Source organism: Rhizobium sp. TH2 (assembly GCF_024707525.1).
GTDB lineage: Bacteria > Pseudomonadota > Alphaproteobacteria > Rhizobiales > Rhizobiaceae > Rhizobium_E.
On the sequence record NZ_CP062231.1, the window covers coordinates 5,862,241 to 5,879,766 of the forward strand.

At 60.5% G+C, this 17,526-nt stretch carries 18 protein-coding genes; 11 read left to right on the top strand and 7 right to left on the bottom strand.

Annotation, left to right across the window (positions count from 1 at the left end; all coding sequences use genetic code 11):
• Nucleotides 1-53 precede the first annotated feature (53 nt).
• From IHQ71_RS28825 to IHQ71_RS28840, 4 genes are all read left to right on the top strand, one after another.
• On the top strand, nt 54-1,046 hold the full coding sequence (locus tag IHQ71_RS28825; protein ID WP_258159815.1) for an aldo/keto reductase: 993 nt from the start codon (nt 54-56) through the stop codon (nt 1,044-1,046).
• 309 nt (nt 1,047-1,355) lie between these two features.
• The gene (locus IHQ71_RS28830) at nt 1,356-1,982 is read left to right on the top strand and encodes a 3'-5' exonuclease (protein WP_258159816.1); all 627 of its coding nucleotides are present in this window, start codon (nt 1,356-1,358) and stop codon (nt 1,980-1,982) included.
• Between the two features lie 59 nt (nt 1,983-2,041).
• Entirely contained in the window at nt 2,042-2,260 is a 219-nt protein-coding gene (locus IHQ71_RS28835; protein ID WP_258159817.1) for a DUF6290 family protein, read from the top strand.
• Nucleotides 2,250-2,546, top strand: coding sequence for a type II toxin-antitoxin system RelE/ParE family toxin (locus IHQ71_RS28840; RefSeq protein WP_258159818.1), 297 nt, complete (start codon nt 2,250-2,252; stop codon nt 2,544-2,546). The genes IHQ71_RS28835 and IHQ71_RS28840 overlap by 11 nt, the downstream gene beginning before the upstream one ends.
• On the opposite strand, the gene pheT is transcribed toward IHQ71_RS28840, so the two are convergent.
• The 5 genes from pheT to IHQ71_RS28865 all read right to left on the bottom strand — a co-directional run bounded on the left by pheT (nt 2,543) and on the right by IHQ71_RS28865 (nt 8,092).
• Nucleotides 2,543-4,972 (bottom strand): phenylalanine--tRNA ligase subunit beta, encoded by a 2,430-nt coding sequence (pheT, locus tag IHQ71_RS28845; RefSeq protein ID WP_258159819.1) that lies wholly within the window; start codon nt 4,970-4,972, stop codon nt 2,543-2,545. The two genes, IHQ71_RS28840 and pheT, sit on opposite strands and share 4 nt — an antisense overlap.
• Before the next feature lie 21 nt (nt 4,973-4,993).
• On the bottom strand, nt 4,994-6,076 hold the full coding sequence (gene pheS, locus IHQ71_RS28850; RefSeq protein WP_258159820.1) for a phenylalanine--tRNA ligase subunit alpha: 1,083 nt from the start codon (nt 6,074-6,076) through the stop codon (nt 4,994-4,996).
• 116 nt (nt 6,077-6,192) lie between these two features.
• A complete protein-coding gene (gene rplT / locus IHQ71_RS28855; RefSeq protein WP_258159821.1) occupies nt 6,193-6,597 on the bottom strand; it encodes a 50S ribosomal protein L20 in 405 nt (134 codons plus the stop codon).
• 36 nt (nt 6,598-6,633) lie between these two features.
• The gene (gene rpmI, locus IHQ71_RS28860) at nt 6,634-6,837 is read right to left on the bottom strand and encodes a 50S ribosomal protein L35 (RefSeq protein WP_258159822.1); all 204 of its coding nucleotides are present in this window, start codon (nt 6,835-6,837) and stop codon (nt 6,634-6,636) included.
• 295 nt (nt 6,838-7,132) lie between these two features.
• A complete protein-coding gene (locus IHQ71_RS28865; RefSeq protein ID WP_258159823.1) occupies nt 7,133-8,092 on the bottom strand; it encodes a flippase-like domain-containing protein in 960 nt (319 codons plus the stop codon).
• Nucleotides 8,093-8,456: 364 nt separating this feature from the next.
• Here IHQ71_RS28865 and IHQ71_RS28870 point away from each other — a divergent pair, with 364 nt between their 5' ends.
• Both IHQ71_RS28870 and IHQ71_RS28875 read left to right on the top strand, forming a co-directional pair.
• Nucleotides 8,457-9,419 carry a glycosyltransferase family 2 protein gene (locus IHQ71_RS28870; protein ID WP_258162986.1) on the top strand — a complete coding sequence of 321 codons (963 nt, stop codon included), beginning with the start codon at nt 8,457-8,459 and terminating at the stop codon, nt 9,417-9,419.
• Nucleotides 9,419-10,930, top strand: a complete 1,512-nt coding sequence (locus tag IHQ71_RS28875) for a glycosyltransferase family 39 protein (protein WP_258159824.1) — start codon at nt 9,419-9,421, stop codon at nt 10,928-10,930. Before IHQ71_RS28870 ends, IHQ71_RS28875 begins: the two co-directional genes overlap by 1 nt.
• 59 nt (nt 10,931-10,989) lie before the next feature.
• On the opposite strand, the gene infC is transcribed toward IHQ71_RS28875, so the two are convergent.
• Nucleotides 10,990-11,526, bottom strand: coding sequence for a translation initiation factor IF-3 (infC, locus tag IHQ71_RS28880; protein WP_258162987.1), 537 nt, complete (start codon nt 11,524-11,526; stop codon nt 10,990-10,992).
• Nucleotides 11,527-11,701: 175 nt separating this feature from the next.
• On the opposite strand from infC, the gene IHQ71_RS28885 reads away from it, so the two are divergent.
• A complete protein-coding gene (locus IHQ71_RS28885) occupies nt 11,702-12,499 on the top strand; it encodes a carboxylesterase (RefSeq protein WP_258159825.1) in 798 nt (265 codons plus the stop codon).
• Nucleotides 12,500-12,618: 119 nt separating this feature from the next.
• Nucleotides 12,619-13,233, top strand: coding sequence for a transglutaminase-like cysteine peptidase (locus IHQ71_RS28890; protein ID WP_258159826.1), 615 nt, complete (start codon nt 12,619-12,621; stop codon nt 13,231-13,233).
• Nucleotides 13,234-13,304: 71 nt separating this feature from the next.
• On the opposite strand, the gene IHQ71_RS28895 is transcribed toward IHQ71_RS28890, so the two are convergent.
• A complete protein-coding gene (locus IHQ71_RS28895; RefSeq protein WP_258159827.1) occupies nt 13,305-13,676 on the bottom strand; it encodes a hypothetical protein in 372 nt (123 codons plus the stop codon).
• Between the two features lie 174 nt (nt 13,677-13,850).
• Here IHQ71_RS28895 and IHQ71_RS28900 point away from each other — a divergent pair, with 174 nt between their 5' ends.
• The 3 genes from IHQ71_RS28900 (at nt 13,851) to rpsT (ending at nt 16,712) form a co-directional block, all read left to right on the top strand.
• Nucleotides 13,851-15,254: an aspartate aminotransferase family protein gene (locus IHQ71_RS28900; RefSeq protein WP_258159828.1), complete on the top strand. Its 1,404-nt coding sequence runs from the start codon at nt 13,851-13,853 to the stop codon at nt 15,252-15,254.
• A 66-nt stretch (nt 15,255-15,320) separates the two neighbouring features.
• On the top strand, nt 15,321-16,214 hold the full coding sequence (gene mutM / locus IHQ71_RS28905) for a bifunctional DNA-formamidopyrimidine glycosylase/DNA-(apurinic or apyrimidinic site) lyase (RefSeq protein WP_258159829.1): 894 nt from the start codon (nt 15,321-15,323) through the stop codon (nt 16,212-16,214).
• Between the two features lie 231 nt (nt 16,215-16,445).
• Nucleotides 16,446-16,712: a 30S ribosomal protein S20 gene (gene rpsT, locus IHQ71_RS28910; RefSeq protein ID WP_258159830.1), complete on the top strand. Its 267-nt coding sequence runs from the start codon at nt 16,446-16,448 to the stop codon at nt 16,710-16,712.
• Nucleotides 16,713-17,526 lie beyond the last annotated feature (814 nt).

A 17,526-nucleotide genomic window follows, 5' to 3' on the forward strand; every position in this document is an offset into this window, starting at 1 on the left:
CTGCTTGCCAGCCCGCCCGGTCCGGCAATCCGCTATCTCGAAAGGATATTTCCATGAAGAAGCGCAAACTCGGACGAGAACTCGAAGTCTCCGCCATCGGCCTCGGCTGCATGGGTTTCAGCCACGCCTATGGCGGCGCGGACAAGAAGGACGCGATTACAGCACTGCACCGCGCCGTGGAGATCGGCATTTCGTTTTTCGATACCGCCGAGGCCTATGGGCCGCTCACCAACGAAATTCTCGTCGGCAAGGCGTTGAAGCCGCTGCGCGACAAGGTGACGATCGCCACGAAATTCGGCTTTCGCTACGAGACGAAGGACGGCGTGACGAAACAGGCGGGCGGCACCGACAGTACCCCGAAGAACGTACGCGCCGTGGCCGAGGCTTCGCTGAAGCGGCTCGGTCTCGATGTCATCGATCTCTACTACCAACATCGCGTCGATCCCGATGTGCCGATCGAGGAAACGGTGGGCGCCATGGCCGATCTGGTGAAAGAGGGCAAGATACGCACGCTCGGCCTCTCCGAAGCCTCGTCCGCCACCATCCGCCGCGCGCATGCGGTTCATCCCATCGCCGCCGTGCAAAGCGAATATTCGCTCTGGACCCGCGATCCCGAGGAGAATGTGCTCGATACCTGCCGCGAACTCGGCATCGGCTTCGTGCCCTTCAGCCCGCTCGGGCGCGGCATGCTGACCGGCACGCTGAAGCCCGAAAATCTCGCCGAGGGCGATTTCCGCCTCGGCCTGCCGCGCTTCCAGGGCGAGAATTTCGACCGCAACGCCGCTCTCGCCGCCAAGATCGCCGACATGGCTGGGGATAAGGGCGTGACGGCAGCGCAGCTGTCGCTCGCCTGGGTCCTGCACCAGGGCGATTTCATCGTGCCGATCCCCGGCGCGCGAAAGATCCGCAATATCGAGGACAATGCCGCGGCGGTGGACATCGTGCTCACTGATGCGGAAGCGGATGCGCTGGGCGCACTGGTGTCGCCCGAGGCGGCGGCCGGTGCGCGCTATACCGAAGCGATGATGAAGATGACCAATCTCTGACGGAGCAGGCGCCGAACGACGCTTGTTCCCGCTTCTCCCCTTGGGGAGAAGATGCCCGAAGGGCTCAGGCGCAGCCTGTCGCGCCGGTGATGAGGGGTTGCGCGAAGCGCAAAGTGGATGGATGGGAACCCCTCATCCGGCGCTTTGCGCCACCTTCTCCCCAAGGGGAGAAGCGGGAGTTCGCTGCTGCCGGCGCGCGCTATAGCCTCTCAGAGACGGCTAGTTCAAAGGGGATTGCTTGCTCACGTCACTTGCCAACTCAGCCCCGCCGGTCTAACCCGGAATCGGGCAGCAAGGCGGGTTCGACACGTGGCAGGCAAAACTCCGAGGCATCTTCTCTTCGTCGATGTCGAGACGACGGGTCTCACCTATGACGACCGGGTGATCACGCTTGGTGCCGTCGAGCTGGACATCGAGGCGCTGCAGGATGGCGCCGATTGCACGAACACCGGTCATCTCATCTTCAATCCCGGCCGCAAGAGCAATCCATTCGCGGCTGCCGTGCATGGCTATGACGACTGGACGCTCACCTTCCAGCCGGATTTCTCCACCCATGCCGAAGAGATCATCGGGCCCTTCGAGCGTGCCGATAGCGTCATCGCCCACAATGCCGCCTTCGACGAGCGTTTCGTGCGCGGCGAATTCTCGCTTTGCGGCCACACGCTGGGGCCGGCACGCTTCGATTGCTCGATGCGGCGCTACAAGACGAAATACGGCCGCCCCGGCGGGCTCGACAAGGTGCTCGCCCATATGGGCCATCGCGGCCGCGGCAAGCAGCACGGCGCGCTGGAAGATGCCTGGCTCTGCATGCAGGTGTGGCTCTGGCTGCACGGCCTGCCGGTGCCCGAGGCACGGGACGATCTGCTGCATCCGCCGAGCAACTGGGTGGAGCCGGAGATGAAGCCGCTGCGGAATGCGCGGCGGGTGGGGTGGTAGAGCTTGGCGTTTGCTGACGCTTGTGTTACGTGTATTACATGTAGCACTAGGAGCGCAGAATGGCGACCGTCAGCATCCGTATCGACGACGACACCAAGAATCGCTGGAACAGCCTGGCCAAAATCCATGGCCTGAACCAGAGTGAGCTTTTCCGTCAGGCGATCATCGATAAGCTGGAAGAACTCGAGGACTTTTACGTCGTTCGGGAACGCCTCGCTAAGCCTTTCAAAGCCGTCTCTAACGATGACGTCTGGAAGGACCTAGGCATTGAAAATTGAGTGGCATCCGGAGGCGGTCAACGAACTCCGGAAGCTGGGCACGCCCGATCAGCGGCGCATCAAGAAGGTGCTTGATGGGCTAGCAGCACTCGATGATCCACGGCAGAAACTGGTACCCTATTCCAGCAACATGAAAGGTTTCTGGAAACTGCGCGTCGGCGACATCCGGCTGGTTTGCCAACTCTTTGAAACGGACGGAGGATTGGTGCTGGTCATAAGCGTCGCCCATCGAAGCGTTGCCTATGACCAGCGGCATCTCAAAAGAATCGAAGATCGCGGCGACTAACCCCGCAACACCCCACCCGTGGACTTCTCCACATTCGCAATAATCCGCTTGGTCAGCGCATCGAAATCCTCGTCGGTCAGCGTCCGTTCGGCCGGCTGGATCGAGACTTCGATGGCGATCGACTTCTTGTCTTCGCCGAGCGCGGCGCCCTCGAAGACGTCGAACACCGAGACACCCGTGATCAACTTGCGGTCGGCGCTGGTGGCGGCGCGGACGATCGAGCCGGCATCGACCTTGCGATCGACCACGAAGGCGAAGTCGCGCTTCACGGCCTGGAAGGGCGAGAGTTCCAGTACCGGCTTGGTGCGGGTCGCCTTCTTCTTTGGTTCCGGCAGCTTGTCGATGACAAGTTCGAAGCCGCAAAGCGCGCCCGAGACGTCGAGCGCTTCCAGCGTCTTCGGATGGAACTCACCGAAATGGCCGATGACCAGCTTCGGACCCATCTTGATCGTGCCGGAACGGCCGGGGTGATACCAGCTCGGTCCGCCCTGCTCGATCTGCAGGTTGGCGGTTGGGAAGCCGATAGCTTCGAGTACGGCCAGCGCATCGGCCTTGGCCTCGTAGACGTCGACCTGCCTGCCGCCGCCCTTGTCCTTGTTCGACCACAGCCGACCAGAGCCGTTGAGGGTCGCGGTGCCACGACGGATGCCGCCGGCGATGCGGCGCTGGCCGTCCGCCGTGTCGTCCTCATAGGTACCCGAGACCTCGAACAAAGCCACGTCGCCATGGCCCTTGTCGGCATTGCGTTGCGCGGCCGCCAGCAGGCCGGGCAGCAGCGAGGGCCGCATGTCGGACATATCCGACGCGATCGGGTTTTCGAGCTTGAGCGACGGCGAACCGCCACCGAAGAGGGCGGCATGCTCGGCCGGGATGAACGACCAAGTCACCGCTTCCAGCATGCCGCGCGCGGCGAGCGCCCGCTTGGCGAGCCGCGAACGGATCTGCAGCGTGGTCAGGATTTTCTGGTTCACGTCACCGAGGCGCGGCAGCGGCTGCGGGCCGATCTCGTTGATGCCGTGGATGCGCATCACTTCTTCCACGAGGTCGGCCTTCCCATCGACATCGGGGCGCCATGAGGGAACGTAGGCCGTCACTGTATCGCCAGTGCCTTGGGTTTTGAAGCCAAGACGATTGAGGATCGACCGCGACTCGTCCTTCGCGATCTCAAGCCCGGTCAGGCGCTTGACCTCGGAGAACGGGAAGGTCACGGCCTTCGGGGTGTAGCCTTCGTAGCCGACGACATCTGTTTTGGCTGGCGTGCCGCCGCAAAGCTCCAGCACCAGTTCGGTCGCGCGTTCGAGGCCCGGCACCATATATTCCGGATCGACGCCGCGCTCGAAGCGGTAGCGCGCATCGGTGATGATGCCATGTTCGCGGCCGGTGCGGGCGACGTTGAGCGGGTTCCACAGCGCCGATTCGATCAGCACGTCCACTGTGTTCTCGTCGCAGCCGGAATGCTCGCCGCCCATGATGCCTCCGATCGATTCGACACCATTCTCATCAGCGATAACAACGTTAGCCGGCGAAAGACTGTATTCGCGGCCATCGAGCGCCAGTACCTTTTCGCCTTCCTTCGCATGGCGGACGGTGAGATTGCCCTTGACCTTGGCGGCGTCGAACACATGCAGCGGCCGGCCCTGGTCGAAGGTCAGGTAGTTGGTGACATCGACGAGCGCGTTGATGGGTCGCAAGCCGATGGCGCGCAGACGCTTCTGCATCCAGGCCGGGCTTGGGCCGTTCTTGACGCCGCGCACGAGGCGGAGCGCGAAGCCGGGGCAAAGTGCCTTGTCGTCGCCAGCGAAATCGAGCGCCACCTTGACCGGCGTCTCGCCCTCGACCTTGAAGGACGGGGCCGGACGGGTCTTGAGCGTGCCCATGCCGGAAGCCGCGAGATCGCGGGCGATGCCATAGATCGAGGTGCAATCGGGACGGTTCGGCGTCAGGTTGATCTCGATCATCGGATCGTCGATGCCGTAATACTTGGCGAAGGATGTGCCGACGGGCGCATCCTCGGGGAGGTCGATGATGCCGTCATGGCTGTCGGAGATTTCGAGTTCCTTCTCCGAGCACATCATGCCGCGGCTCTCCACGCCACGGATATTGCCGACGCCGAGTGTGACATCGATGCCAGGCACATAGACGCCCGGAGCGGCAAATGCACCGACAAGGCCCGCACGCGCATTCGGCGCGCCGCAGACGACCTGCACGGGCGCACCCGAGCCGATATCGACCGAGAGCACCTTGAGCTTGTCGGCCTGCGGATGCTTCTCCGCTGTCAGCACCTTGGCGATGACGAAGGGCGCGAAGCCCTTCTTGTCGTCAACGCTTTCGACTTCAAGGCCAATCAGCGTCAGCCGCTCGCAGATTTGCTCGAGCGTCGCGTCGGTTTCGAGATGATCCTTCAACCAGGACAGTGTGAATTTCATGTCTCTATCTCCTTCGCCCGATCACGCGCTCAAGCCGCCGAACAGCGTCGGCATGTCGAGGGGGCGGAAGCCGTAATGGTTCATCCAGCGCACGTCGGCGTTGAAGAAGTCGCGGAGGTCGGGCATGCCGTATTTCAGCATGGCGATGCGGTCGAGCCCCATGCCCCAGGCGAAGCCCTGGTAGACATCCGGATCGAGCCCGCCGGCGCGCAGAACGTTCGGGTGAACCATGCCGCAGCCGAGGATCTCCATCCAGTCGTTGCCTTCGCCGAACTTGATAACGTCGCCCGAGCGGTCGCACTGGATATCGACCTCGACCGAGGGCTCGGTGAAGGGGAAGAAGGACGGGCGGAAACGCATGTTGACCGAAGGCACTTCGAAGAAGGCCTTGCAGAATTCCTCCAGCACCCAGCGCATGTTGGCGACATTGGCCGACTTGTCGATGACGAGGCCTTCGACCTGGTGGAACATCGGCGAATGGGTGGCGTCCGAATCCTGGCGGTAGGTCTTGCCGGGAATGATGATGCGGATCGGCGGCTGCTGCGCCTCCATGGTGCGTATCTGCACTGGCGACGTATGCGTGCGCAGCACCTTGCGCTCGCCATTGGCGTCGGGCGGCAGGAAGAAGGTGTCGTGCATCTCGCGCGCCGGGTGGCCGAGCGGGAAATTGAGCGCCGTGAAATTATAATAGTCGGTCTCGATATCCGGCCCCTCCGCGATCGAGAACCCCATGTCGCCGAAGATCGCAGTGATCTCGTCAATTATTTGCGTGATCGGGTGGATGCGGCCGCGTTCGGCGGGGGAGGAGCGAACCGGCAGCGTCACATCGACGGTCTCGCGGGCGAGGCGTTCGTTGATCGCCTTGTCCCTGAGCGACGACTTGGCCGTGCCGATCTGCTCGGTCACCTCTGATTTGAGCTGGTTGATCGCAGCACCGCGCGTCTGGCGCTCCTCAGCGCTCATGCTGCCGAGCGTCTTGAGGAGTTCGGAGATCGAACCCTTCTTGCCCAGCGCATTGACGCGGACATTTTCGATCGCCGCCTCGTCTGACGCGGTGGCGATTTCCGCCAATATGGATGATTTCAACTGATCGAGGTCGGACATTTCTTCGCCCATGAATGGAATGGCTGGATAAGGTGGGGGCTGGACAAGAAAAAACCCGCGCTAGCCCTGCCAGCGCGGGTTTCCCAATATGAAAATAGAATTTGGGAAGCGCTGGCTTACTTGACCGCGCTTTCAAACTCGTTGGTGGTGCCTGCGTCCTTGAGGTAGGACAGCGCCTTCTTGGAGGCGGCGACGAGCGAACCGAAGGCTTCCGGCTGGCTGATCGCCATTTCGGACATAACCTTGCGATCGACTTCGATGCCGGCCTTGGTCAGGCCGTCGATGAAGCGGCCATAGGACAGGCCATGCTCGCGGACGGCGGCATTGATGCGCTGGATCCAGAGGGCGCGGAAATTCCGCTTCTTGACCTTGCGGTCGCGCGTTGCGTACTGCATCGAGCGATCGACGGCAGCCTTTGCAGCGCGGATGGTGTTTTTGCGACGGCCGTAAAAGCCCTTGGCGGCCTTCAAAACCTTCTTATGCTTGGCGCTCGAGGTAACGCCTCTTTTTACACGTGACATGTCATGATCTCCTTAAACAACAAATATGCGCTGGTCTCAGAGACCGTTGGGCAAGTAATTCTTGATCACCTTACGGCCATCGGGTTCAGCCAGAACCATGGTGCCGCGGGCGTTGCGAATGAACTTGTTGCTGCGCTTGATCATTCCATGGCGCTTGCCGGCAGCTGCCGACAGAACCTTGCCGGTGGCGGTGATCTTGAACCGCTTCTTGGCAGACGACTTCGTCTTCATCTTGGGCATTTTGCTACTCCATTGTTCTGGTTTTTGAGAAACGAGCCGATGAAGCCCATTTCAAGCATAAAGAACGGCCACGGCATGCCCTGCCGGACCGTTCGGACGGGCGGTGTATAACCGGGGTGGGGGAAAAGCGCAACGGGGTGGGTGGAGATTCTTTCGCACAGGATTTGCCCCTCATCTCCGGCGCGACATGCTGCGCCTGCCTGCCGGCATCTTCTCCCCGCAAGCGGGGAGAAGGGACTCGTGGCAACGCCTACGCCTCCAGCGTCCCCTCTCCCCGTCCTTCACGGGGAGAGGGCTAGGGTGAGGGGCTCTTTCTTACGAACATCGAAGGCAGTATCAACGACAACCCCGTCCCCAGGAGCGCCGAGACGATCATCAACAGATGTGTGTTGATGCTGGCCTTGGCGAGCAATTCCAGCGTCGCCGCATCCCGCGCCGAACCAAACGCCGCCGCGCCCGCCCCGATGCCGGCCGGATAGGTGCCGACACCCGCCGGCGCGTGGACCGGGAGCACGGAGGATAGCTCGCCGCCCAGTGCCCCGCCGAACGTCGCCGCCACGGGCAGCACGCCCATCAGCCCAAGCACCCAGGCGAGCACCAGCACCTTGACGCCCCAGTTGAGCACCGTGAGCATCCAGGCACGGGTGAAGGCGGAGACATTACGCGGCAGGCCGTCGTCGATCTCGTCCACCAGTGTCGCAAGCCGCTCCGGCAGACGTTGGCGCATGGCCACGATCAAACGGCTCTTGAGCGGGAAGAGGATGAGTGGAAGGAGGAGGAAGACTGCCCAGAATGCCGCGACGAGATAAGTCCGGCTGGCACTGGCGATCAATCCAAGCCCGGCCGCCGCCAGCAGCGCATGCAGGTCGAGCAGCCTCAGCACCAGCAGCGCCGAAGTGCCATGCGCCAGCGGCACGCCGAATTCAGAGCGCATCAACAGCGGAAAGCTCGTCTCGCCGGTCCGGAACGGCAGCATGATATTGAGCAGGTTATGTACCTGCGTGACGCGGAAAAGCTTGAGGAATTGCCCTGATGTCTCGCGCGGAAAGTAATCCTGCATGCGATGGGTGCGGATGAAATAGGTGCCGACGAGTAACGTCAGCGCCAACAGGATGGTCCAGATGCCCACGGCCTGCCAGCCGGCAAGGATTGTGCTCCAGCCGAAGAACCATTCAATGAAGATGGCATAAAGTGCGACCACCGCGATGGTCAGCAGCGTGATCCTGTTGCGGAGGAGCCAGTCGCGCGCTGTCATGAAGGATATGAGCCTCCAAGCAGCTCAGCGAGATTGAAGCGCGACTGTGCGGCCTGCTCTCTCTTCTCCCCTTGGGGAGAAGGTGGCCGAAGGCCGGATGAGGGGTTGCGCGAAGCGCTCATGAATAGATGAGAACCCCTCATCGCCTCGCATGCGCTCGGCACTTCTCCCCAAGGGGAGAAGAGGGTGCAAAGTCGATTCCGCCGAGCCAGAACGGTGGCGCCTTCTCGATATATCAATCGCGTTTTCCGCCCCGATTGCTTTGATCCGGCGCCTGCTATAACAGAAGGCCCGACTAAAACCAGCCATTCCGGAGTGCCGCGACGTGCTGCAAAACCAATCCGCCTTCGAGGTGATCCCCGATATGGCGGGCGAAATCGAACTTTCCGTGCTCATTCCGGTCTGCAATGAAGAAGAGAGCATCGCGCCGCTTTTCGAGCGCATCTGCGATGCCCTGAAGGACTTCGGCAAGCCGTGGGAACTTGTCATTGTCGATGATGGTTCGACCGATGGCACGCTTCACAACGTCCGCAAGGAATATGCCCGGCCCGGTCTCGATCTCCGGATCATCGAGTTCCAGCGCAATTTCGGCAAGGCGGCGGGCCTGCAAGCCGGCATCGACGCCGCGCGGGGCCGGCTGCTGGTGACCCTCGACGGCGACCTTCAGAACGATCCGTATGACATTCCGAAGATGGTCGCCGTGCTCGAGGAGCGCGATCTCGATTTGCTCTGCGGCTGGCGCAAGGCGCGGCAGGACGGTTTGTGGCTGCGGCTGATTCCGTCCTATTTCGCCAACCGCCTGATCCGCAAGATCACCGGCGTGCACATCCATGATTACGGCTGCGGGCTGAAGCTCTACCGGACGCAGATATTGAAGCAGATTCGCATTCTCGGCGGCATGCATCGCTTTATCCCGGCGTGGATCGCCAGCGTCGTGCCGACCTCGCGGATCGGCGAGATGGTGGTCAATCATTATCCGCGCCAGTTCGGCGAATCGAAATATGGCATCTCGCGCACCTTCCGGGTGTTTCTCGACCTGCTCTCGGTGCTGTTCTTCATGCGCTTCCGCCAGCGGCCGGCACAGTTCTTCGGCTCGATCGGCCTGTTCTTCGGCGGCATCAGCGGGCTGATGTTCGTCTATCTCGCCTGCGTGAAATTCGTGTTCGGCCAGGACATCGGCACGCGGCCGATGTTCATCACCGCCGTCATGCTGTTCATCGCCTCGGTGCAGATGATCACGACCGGCATCCTCGCCGAAATGCTGGCACGCACGCAGAGCACGGATGTGAACTACGTCGTGCGCAAGACTTATGATCGGGAAGACTGATGATCGCGAGGATGATGCGCGATAGCGGCACGCTCTATCTGCTGCTTGCGATTTATTTCGCCGTCAATGTCGCGCTGAGGCTGGCGCTGCCCAATTCGCTGGAGCTCGACGAGGGCCAGCAACTGTTTCTCGCGCAATGGCTGGCCGTGGGCTACGACACCCAGCCGCCTTTCTATAACTGGCTGCAATATGGCGTGGTGCAGGTGCTGGGCGATACGGTTCTGGCGCTCAGCCTGCTCAAGAACCTCATGCTCTTCTGCTGTTATGTATTGGTAGGAGCGGCGGCACATCTGGTGATCCGCAACAAGGCCCTGGCGATCATCGCCGTGCTGGGTATGCTCACCATCCCGCAGATCGTCTTCGAATCCCAGCGCGACCTCACGCATTCCGTCGCGGTGCTGTTTGCCGCGTCCCTCTTTATCTATGCCCTGTTCGGGGCGCTCAAGAGCCCCAATGTCTTCAGCTATCTGCTGACCGGCATCGCGATCGGCATCGGCATGATCTCGAAGTACAATTTCGCGCTCCTGCCGGCTGCGGCGTTCATTGCGATCCTGTTTGAGGCCGAATTTCGCGGCCGCTTGATCAACTGGCGGATGCTGCTGACGATTATCGCGGCGGCTGCCATCGTCACTCCACATGCGATGTGGTTCCTCGACAATGTGGATGTCGCGACGGGCCGCACCCTTGGTAAGCTGACGCAGGATGCGAGCGCCGACCGCGCCTCGCAGATCACCGGCGGGCTCTTCTCGCTGGCCGTCGCGGTTATTGCCTTTGGATCGCTGACGGTGATTGCGTTCTGGATTTCCTTCGGCCGCCGCTTCCATGAATCGTGGCAAGCGTCCAGTCCATGGACTCGGCTGGTCGGGCGGATGTTCCTGATCCTGGTCGTGGCGCTCATCCTGCTGGTGGCCTTCGGCGGGGTGTCGCTGATCAAGGATCGCTGGTTGACGCCGTTCTTCTTCATGCTGCCGCTCTATCTCAGCCTTAAACTCGATGCGCTCAACCAGACCATCGGCAATGCGCCCAAGCGTTTCGGATGGATCGCGGTGTTGATCATGATCGCGATACCGCTCGCGCTCTTTGTGCGCGTGCCGGCGGCGCAGTATCTCGGCCGCTACGCCAAGCTCAACGTGCCCTACCAGCCGGCGATCGAGGGTATTCTGGCCTCCCGCCAGGCCCGCCCCTCGCTGATCGTGACATCGGATATGCAGATGGCGGGAAACCTGCGGTTGAACGCGCCCGGCATTCCGGTCATGGTCCCGGGCTACGAGCGCTTTCAAAAGAACTACGCGTTCGATGCAACTCATCCGGTGCTGCTGGTCTGGCGCGACAAAGGCGCTGAATATGCTGAAATGCCTGAAGAGCTCAGGCGCTGGCACGCATCCCAGGTCGAGGTGGGGAGCGTCGAACCGTCCGAGCAGGACATCGCCAAGCCCTATCACTACGGCAAGCCGGGCGACGTCTATCATTTCAGCTACGCCTGGATTTATCCGAAGGCAGGTACGCAATAGAAAAACCGCCCGGAGCGGGGCTCACGGGCGGCCTGCATTCTGACGAATGCCGAAATTTCTTACTTCGGTGCGAGCACCATCATCATCTGGCGACCTTCGAGCTTCGGCTCGGCTTCCACCTTGGCGATCGCCAGCGTGTCGTCCTTGACCTGAAGCAGGAGCTTCATGCCGAGTTCCATATGGGCCATTTCGCGGCCGCGGAACTTCAGCGTCACCTTGACCTTGTCGCCCTCGTCGAAGAAGCGCTGCATCGCCCGCATCTTCACCTCATAGTCATGGGTGTCGATATTAGGACGCATCTTGATCTCCTTGATCTCGATGATCTTCTGCTTCTTGCGGGCTTCGGCCGCCTTCTTCTGGGTGGCGTATTTCAGCTTGCCGAGGTCGAGAATCTTGCATACCGGCGGCTCGGTGTTCGGCGAAATCTCGACGAGATCGAGGCCGGCCTCTTCGGCCATGGCGAGCGCCTCGTCAGTGTTCACGATGCCCACATTGATGCCATCGGCGCCAATCAGCTGGATACGTGGAACTCGAATTTCCCGGTTTGAGCGCGGGCCGTCTTTGGTGGGGCCTTCCGCCTTGAAGGGTCTGCGAATGGTCGTATTCTCCTGAATTATTTACTTTGCGGGCTCTTTCTGCCATCAGCGACCCTCGAAAGCAACCGCCGACGCAAGAAGGCCGTGTATTTAGCACGGTTTTTCCGGGAAATCATCTCTGGAAATCACGGGAATCTGCGTCTGGTTGCCGGCTTAGACATGATGGAGTTTATCGATGCAGGACAGCGAAAACGGCGTCACGTTCATAGAGGTCGGGCAGGAGCCTCATATAAGGCGGATCGCCGCGATTGCAACCAGGCCGGACCAGCAAAGCGACACGACGGTCGTCTGGCTCGGCGGCTACAGGTCCGACATGAGCGGTACCAAGGCGGTGGCGCTGGAAGCGGTCGCGAACAAGATCGGCGTCAACTTCGTCCGCTTCGATTATTCCGGCCACGGCCAATCGAGCGGCCATTATACTGAAGGCACGATATCGCTCTGGCTGGAAGAGGCGCTTGCCGTGATCGCCAGGTTCGCGACCGGCCGGTTGATCCTGGTTGGCTCTTCGATGGGCGGCTGGGTCGCCTTGCGCGCCGTTGAGGAGTTCAGGAAGGAAGGCGATTCGAACCGGACCGCCGGACTGGTGCTGATCGCCCCGGCCCCGGACTTTACACATGTGCTCATTGAGCCGCACCTGACCAAAAAAGAGCTCAAATCGCTCGCTGACAAGGGCTATTTCGAAGAGAAATCGGATTATTCGCCGGAGCCAAATCGCTATACGCGAGACCTGATCGAAGACGGCAGACACAATCTCGTCATGAATGGCCTGATTGTGACGGGATGCCCGGTGCATATCCTGCAGGGAATGAAAGACCCGGACGTTCCTTACGGCCATGCTCTTAAAATCATGGAGAAAATCGTCGGCGACGATGCAATCCTGACGCTTGTCCGCGATGGCGATCACCGCCTGTCGCGCCCCGAGGATCTCGAGCGGATCGAGGCTGCCGTTACGGCAATTGCGGCGCATGCCTGATTTCCGTCGCAGGTCTTAACCATAGTTCTCAATGGTGAGTATTAACCCCTGCTTAACGATTGACACCCCAGCCGGAATTCCCTTTAACTCTTTGTTAAGGATTGCGGGGACTGGAACTGATGTCGGGAAGTATCTGCAAGACCGCTTTTGCGGTGTTGGCGTTTGGGTTGAGTGCGTTTTCAGGGTCATATGCGGATGCGGCGGGTTCTCGCTTCATGCAGACGGGTGCCGTGACTTCGCAGCCTATCGGTCATTATCAATTCTGCCAGTCGCGCAAGGACGAATGTTCCGTGGTGTCCGAGAATACGGGAGCGGCGCGCGTCACGGATTTCGGCTGGAATGTCATCAAGGAAATCAATTCCGGCGTGAATCATAAAATCATGCCGATGACCGATCAGGACATCTTCGGCCGTGACGAAGTCTGGACCTATCCGATCGATGTGGGCGACTGCGAGGATTTCGTTCTCGAAAAGCGCCGGGAATTGATGGCCAAGGGCTTCACCGTATCCAACCTGTTGATCACCGTGGTGCGCAAGCCCGACGGCGAAGGCCACGCAGTACTGACCGTTCGCACCATGGACGGCGACTACATTCTCGACAATCTCGACGACCGCGTCCGGCTCTGGACCGAGACGCCTTATCGCTTCATGAAGCGTCAGGCGGAGTACAATACCGGTCGCTGGGTGAAGATCGAGAACTCCCAGGATGTGCTGGTCGGCGCCGTCGAGAAATAGTTTTTACGTCTGTCGAATGCGAAAATGCCGCCAGGGAGCTCCCAGGCGGCACTTTGCTGTTTGAGGCATGGTTACTGGATCAGGTCGATCGTCTCGGTTGTTCCGCCCGTGCAGGTATAGCAGCAATCCGTGCAGGACTGCGCATTGTTGGGGCCGACGCCCCAGTAGGTTTCCTGATCGCCCTTGATCCATGCGCCGTAGCAGATGTTCTCACCTTCCTTGCAGGAAAGCGCCATCGACTTGGCGTCGCCATCGTCGAGGACGTAGACTTCGCCCCCGCCCGGCCAGACATGGTTGCGATCCTGGCTGTAGAGTTCGACTTCGAGCGCATTTGGATGATTGTTGCGTATCGTGAAAGTGACTTCGGCGGCGAGCGCCGATTGTACTGACATAAGGCCGGCGAGCATTACGACCGCCGCTGTTGCGAAAGTTCTGAATTTCATGGTGTTCCCCTGACCCGCCGCAAATCCGCGGACGGTAGAATCGCACATAGCATGTGGAATATCAGTAGGATACATGGCGTTGCGCTAGCGCGCCGACTTTTTTGGGGTGGATTGGCCGATCCTTGACATTTGTCGGGCAATGCCGATCTTCGGCACGAAACCGGAGGATGGAAAATGCGCGGCAAGGAATTCAGCACGTGGTCGCGGAAGGCTGCGGAATGGGGGGTCGAATACCGCGACACATTGCGTGAGCGGCCGGTGCGGGCGCAGACCAGGCCGGGCGAGATCGCGGCCCGGATCGCCGAGAGCGCGCCGGAGAGCGGCCATGACATGGAGACGATCTTCGCGGATTTCGAGGAGATCATCGTGCCGGGAATGACGCATTGGCAGCATCCGCGCTTCTTTGCCTATTTCCCGGCCAATGCCGCGCCGGTCTCGGTCGTCGCCGAATATCTGGTGACCGTGATGGCCGCCCAATGCATGCTGTGGCAGACCTCGCCGGCGGCAACCGAACTCGAAACCAAGGTCATGGACTGGCTGCGACAGGCACTGGGCTTGTCCATGGATTTCACCGGCGTCATCCAGGATTCGGCTTCGTCGGCCACTCTTAATGCCGTGCTTGTCATGCGCGAGAAGGCGCTTGGCTGGAAGGGCAATGCCGAGGGACTGGCGGGCCACGACCAGATCCGCATCTATTCCTCGAGCCAGGTCCACACATCCATCGATCGCGCGATCTGGGTATCGGGTGTCGGTGAGCGGAACCTCGTGCGCATTCCGGTCGCGGGAAAAAGCCGTGGCATGGATGTCGCGGCACTGGAAGCCGCCATCATCGCCGACAAGCAGGCGGGGCTGCTTCCAGCCGGCATTATCGCCTGCGTCGGCGGAACCAGCGTCGGCGCTTGCGACAATATTGCCGAAGTCGCGGCCGTCGCACGGAAATACGGACTTTATCTCCATGTTGACGCGGCCTGGGCAGGCTCGGCGATGATCTGCCCGGAATATAGAGTGTTCTGGGAAGGCATAGAGGGCGCGGATTCCATCGTCTTCAATCCGCACAAATGGCTGGGCGCGAGCTTCGATTGCTCGGTACAGTTCATCCGCAAGCCCGAGGATCTGGTGAGGACGCTCGCGATCCAGCCGGAATATCTCAAGACCCATGGCCATGATGGCATCATCAACTATTCCGAATGGTCGGTGCCGCTCGGCCGCCGCTTCCGGGCGCTGAAGCTGTGGTTCCTGCTGCGCTACCATGGGCTGGAAGGGCTTCGGACGATGATCCGCAATCATGTCAAATGGTCGGAAATGGTCGCGGCGCGTCTGGCCGCCGAGCCAGATTTCGAGATCGTCACGGAGCCCTTCCTCTCGCTCTTCTCCTTCCGCTATAAGGGACCTGGTGATCCGGATGCGCGCAATCTCGCGCTGATCAATGCGATCAACGACGATGGCCGCATCTATCTCACCCAGACACGGGTCGAGGGCGCGATTGTCATTCGTTTCCAGGCGGGACAGTTCGACATGACCGAGGACGATGCGAAGACGGCGGTCGATGTGATCATCGAGATTGCGCGCAGGGCCTGAATTTGGCGCTGGACCCGGCCAACGGCCGGATTCTATAAGCGTCAGGCCTCAAACCAGGATTTCTCCATGCCCGAATTGCCCGAAGTGGAAACCGTCCGCCGCGGACTGGCGCCCTTCATGGAGGGCCGGCGGATCAAGGAACTGACGCTCAACCGGGCGGACCTGCGTTTCCCCCTGCCGGAGAAATTCAAGACCCGGCTCGAAGGACGCAAGGTGGAGCACCTATCGCGGCGCGCAAAGTATCTCGTCATCAATCTGGAGGGCGACCTTTCGCTGATCGCCCATCTCGGCATGTCGGGTTCGTTCCGCATCGAGGAACTGGAGAAGGCATCGCAGCCCGGCGCCTTCCACCACGAGCGCTCCAAGGACCGGGCGCATGATCACGTCGTGCTCAGGATAAGCCGGGATGCCGAGCCCGATACGCTCATCATCTATAATGACCCGCGCCGCTTCGGTTTCATGGATCTGATCGAGACATCGGCGATCGATACCTATCCGGCCTTCAAGGTGCTCGGCCCCGAACCGACGGGCAACCACCTCTCGGCCCAATACCTGGCCGAACGGCTCAAGGCCAAGAAGGGGCCGATCAAGTCGGTTCTCCTCGACCAGACCGTGATCGCCGGGCTCGGCAATATCTATGTCTGCGAGGCGCTCTATCGCTCCCGGATCAAACCGACGCGCGCGGCCATGTCCGTGGTCACCCCGACTGGAAAGCCATCCCGGCAGTTGGAGGATCTGACACGCGCCATCCGCGACGTGATATCGGAGGCGATCGAGGCGGGCGGCTCTTCGCTCAGGGACCATATCCAGACCGATGGGTCGCTCGGCTATTTCCAGCATCGCTTCCGCGTCTATGACCGCGAAGGCAGGCCCTGCGTCACGGAAGGCTGTGATGGCATCGTCCACCGGATCACTCAATCGGGCCGGTCGACTTTCTATTGCCCCGTATGCCAGAAATGAGCGCCGGGACTGTTCCTGTTGGAGGCGCCCGATAGCTCCGCCAGGGGGCACAGAATCTTTTCCGCCGCTCATTGACGGGCAGGCACTTTGGGGCTATACGCCGCCCCACAGATTGAAAAGCGTGGGTCATCCGGCTTTTCTGATGCTCCCTCATTGCCTCGCATGAGGCCGCCCCTTCGGGGCCGCGGCGAAAGGGGCATGTTGGATCGAATGGATTAGAGAGAGACAGAAATGGCCAATACCCAATCGGCGAAGAAGGCAACCCGCAAGATCGAGCGCCGTACCGAAGTCAACAAGGCTCGCCGTTCGCGCGTCCGCACCTTCATCCGCAAGGTTGAAGAAGCGATTGCATCGGGCGACAAGACCGCCGCCGAAGCCGCCTTGAAGGCCGCTCAGCCGGAATTGCAGCGCGCCGCCACCAAGGGCGTCGTTCATCGCAATACCGCTTCCCGCAAGGTCTCGCGTCTCGCAGCCCGCGTGAAGGCAATCAGCGCCTGATTCTCGGTCTAAGACTGAAGTTCAAGAAGCCTGGCTGGTAGCCGGGCTTTTTCGCGTTTCTGGCGAGTGGTTGAAAACATTGACTCTTTCAGGTCCTTTCGCTGACAATTGTGTGACAAGAAAAATTGAAATAAATCAATCGCTTGTGCGAGGTTCTATTTTCTCAGGCAGCCTTACCTAGCGGCAGGCCGTCACAATCAGCAGTCAAGCGAAATTTTTATTTTCTGCTGATTCAGAGTGTTCAGCACAGGCAAAAACAGAATCCCTTTGATTCATTTGCGATTCTTTTTTCCGCTTTCGGGCCGCCAAAAACGGGTCTCAAATGTCAATGCCTTTCTCTTAACAGGAGGTAAAAATCCCTGTTGATTTGAGCCCCTGAACTTGCCTAAATGACTTCCAGAGAGGGCTTGAAAGACGGGGGCGTGCCAACCGGTCAACGGAAGGCGTGTGACTGATTTCAACCACCCGATCATGACGGAATGACGGCATTCCGATCCATCCTTGACCGGCGGGCGTTCGCGAACAACCGGGAAACCATGGTTTCCCGGGATGGCGGCTTATTCGTCTCACGAATGTGGTGAATGGAAGATCGGAGAAAGGAGAAGGCGAACCGGAAAAGTCCGGAACGAGGCTGTGCGGCACCGAGCCGGACGAGACGTTCCAAGGGGATGATATGGACATGACGTCCTGGGACCGGCCAACGAGGTCCACCAGCAATTCCGTGGGGATGGATGCGGGTGGATGTGCAGGTTTCTAATGACACGAACGGAGCCAATTCGGGTTTCGGCGAATTCGACATGTAGAAGGCGGCGAC

Bases quoted from the DNA above. Each gene is read 5' to 3' on its own strand.
- IHQ71_RS28885 (WP_258159825.1), top strand. From the start codon at position 11,702: ATGCAGGACAGCGAAAACGGCGTCACGTTCATAGAGGTCGGGCAGGAG.
- mutM (WP_258159829.1), top strand. From the start codon at position 15,321: ATGCCCGAATTGCCCGAAGTGGAAACCGTCCGCCGCGGACTGGCGCCC.
- rpmI (WP_258159822.1), bottom strand. From the start codon at position 6,837: ATGCCCAAGATGAAGACGAAGTCGTCTGCCAAGAAGCGGTTCAAGATC.
- IHQ71_RS28900 (WP_258159828.1), top strand. From the start codon at position 13,851: ATGCGCGGCAAGGAATTCAGCACGTGGTCGCGGAAGGCTGCGGAATGG.
- IHQ71_RS28895 (WP_258159827.1), bottom strand. From the start codon at position 13,676: ATGAAATTCAGAACTTTCGCAACAGCGGCGGTCGTAATGCTCGCCGGC.
- IHQ71_RS28870 (WP_258162986.1), top strand. From the start codon at position 8,457: ATGGCGGGCGAAATCGAACTTTCCGTGCTCATTCCGGTCTGCAATGAA.
- IHQ71_RS28865 (WP_258159823.1), bottom strand. From the start codon at position 8,092: ATGACAGCGCGCGACTGGCTCCTCCGCAACAGGATCACGCTGCTGACC.
- rpsT (WP_258159830.1), top strand. From the start codon at position 16,446: ATGGCCAATACCCAATCGGCGAAGAAGGCAACCCGCAAGATCGAGCGC.
- pheT (WP_258159819.1), bottom strand. From the start codon at position 4,972: ATGAAATTCACACTGTCCTGGTTGAAGGATCATCTCGAAACCGACGCG.
- rplT (WP_258159821.1), bottom strand. From the start codon at position 6,597: ATGTCACGTGTAAAAAGAGGCGTTACCTCGAGCGCCAAGCATAAGAAG.
- IHQ71_RS28875 (WP_258159824.1), top strand. From the start codon at position 9,419: ATGATCGCGAGGATGATGCGCGATAGCGGCACGCTCTATCTGCTGCTT.
- IHQ71_RS28825 (WP_258159815.1), top strand. From the start codon at position 54: ATGAAGAAGCGCAAACTCGGACGAGAACTCGAAGTCTCCGCCATCGGC.
- IHQ71_RS28890 (WP_258159826.1), top strand. From the start codon at position 12,619: ATGTCGGGAAGTATCTGCAAGACCGCTTTTGCGGTGTTGGCGTTTGGG.
- IHQ71_RS28835 (WP_258159817.1), top strand. From the start codon at position 2,042: ATGGCGACCGTCAGCATCCGTATCGACGACGACACCAAGAATCGCTGG.
- pheS (WP_258159820.1), bottom strand. From the start codon at position 6,076: ATGTCCGACCTCGATCAGTTGAAATCATCCATATTGGCGGAAATCGCC.